Origin of the sequence: Variovorax sp. WDL1 (genome assembly GCF_001541225.1) — a bacterium.
Taxonomy (GTDB): Bacteria; Pseudomonadota; Gammaproteobacteria; order Burkholderiales; family Burkholderiaceae_C; genus Variovorax.
On sequence record NZ_LMTS01000096.1, the window covers coordinates 163,596 to 164,829 of the forward strand.

A 1,234-nucleotide genomic window follows, 5' to 3' on the forward strand; every position below is an offset into this window, starting at 1 on the left:
AGCGCGAGCTGCCCGAAGCCTTCGTCGAGGGCCTGACCGGCTACCGCGGCATGGGCCCGGTGCGCGTGGGCAACCAGGCGCAGGAGCATTTCCAGCACGACGTCTACGGCAACATCGTGCTGGGCGCATCGCAGGCCTTCCACGACCACCGGCTGCTCAGCCGCGGCGGGGTGGCCGAGTTCCCGCACCTGGAGGCGGTGGGCGAGCAGGCGATCCGCGTCTACGGCACGCCTGACGCCGGCATGTGGGAGCTGCGCACGCGCGCCCGCGTGCACACCAGCTCGGCGCTGATGAGCTGGGCCGCCTGCGACCGGCTGGCCAAGGTGGCGCGCTCGCTGGGCCTTCCGGAGCGCGCGGCCTACTGGCACGGCCATTCCTCGCGGATGCGCGAGGAGATCCTCGCAAAGTCCTGGTGCGAGGAGCGCCAGGCCTTCGCGGAGAGCTTCGGCGGCCATGAGCTCGATGCGAGCATCCTGCTGATGACCGAGGTCGGCCTGATCGACGCGCGCGACCCGCGCTTCATCTCCACCGTCGAGGCGATGGAGAAGACGCTGTGCGACGGCCCCTACATGCGCCGCTACGAGGCGGCCGACGATTTCGGCAAGCCCGAAACCGCCTTCAACATCTGCACCTTCTGGCGCATCGATGCCCTGGCCAAGATCGGCCGCAAGGCCGAGGCGCGGCAGATCTTCGAGACCATGCTGGCGGCGCGCAATCCGCTGGGCCTGCTGTCGGAGGACACCCATCCGGTCACGGGCGAGATGTGGGGCAACTTCCCGCAGACCTACTCCATGGTCGGCATCATCAACGCGGCCGTGCGCCTGTCGGCGCCGTGGGACTCGTGCATCTGAGCGCGGCCGGACCTGCAAGGAGCCCATGAGCCGTCTCGTCGTCGTTTCCAACCGTGTCGCCGATCCCCGCAAGCCCGCCGCCGGAGGACTGGCCGTCGCCCTGGGCGAGAGCCTGCAGCAGACCGGGGGCCTCTGGTTCGGCTGGAGCGGCAACATCGTCGAGGACGGCCCCACCGGCGAAGGCGAGCTGCGCATCCAGCAGGCCGGCAAGGTCACGCTCGCCACCATCGACCTGAGCCGCGAGGACCACGACAGCTACTACCTGGGCTACAGCAACGACGTGCTGTGGCCGGTATTCCACGACCGGCTCGACCTGGCGAACTTCGACGCCGGCTTCATCGGCGGCTACCGGCGCGTGAACCAGCTGTTCGCGCGCAAGCTGC

Annotated in this window: 2 protein-coding genes; both read left to right on the plus strand. The window is 69.6% G+C overall.

The genetic code is table 11. The features are described 5' to 3' along the window. Window positions 1-851: glycoside hydrolase family 15 protein (locus tag APY03_RS43755; RefSeq protein ID WP_232324261.1), on the plus strand; the 851-nt coding region annotated here is incomplete at its 5' end. A 25-nt stretch (window positions 852-876) separates the two neighbouring features. Next, window positions 877-1,234 (plus strand): trehalose-6-phosphate synthase (locus APY03_RS43760; protein WP_232324262.1); only part of this gene is annotated, 358 nt, incomplete at its 3' end.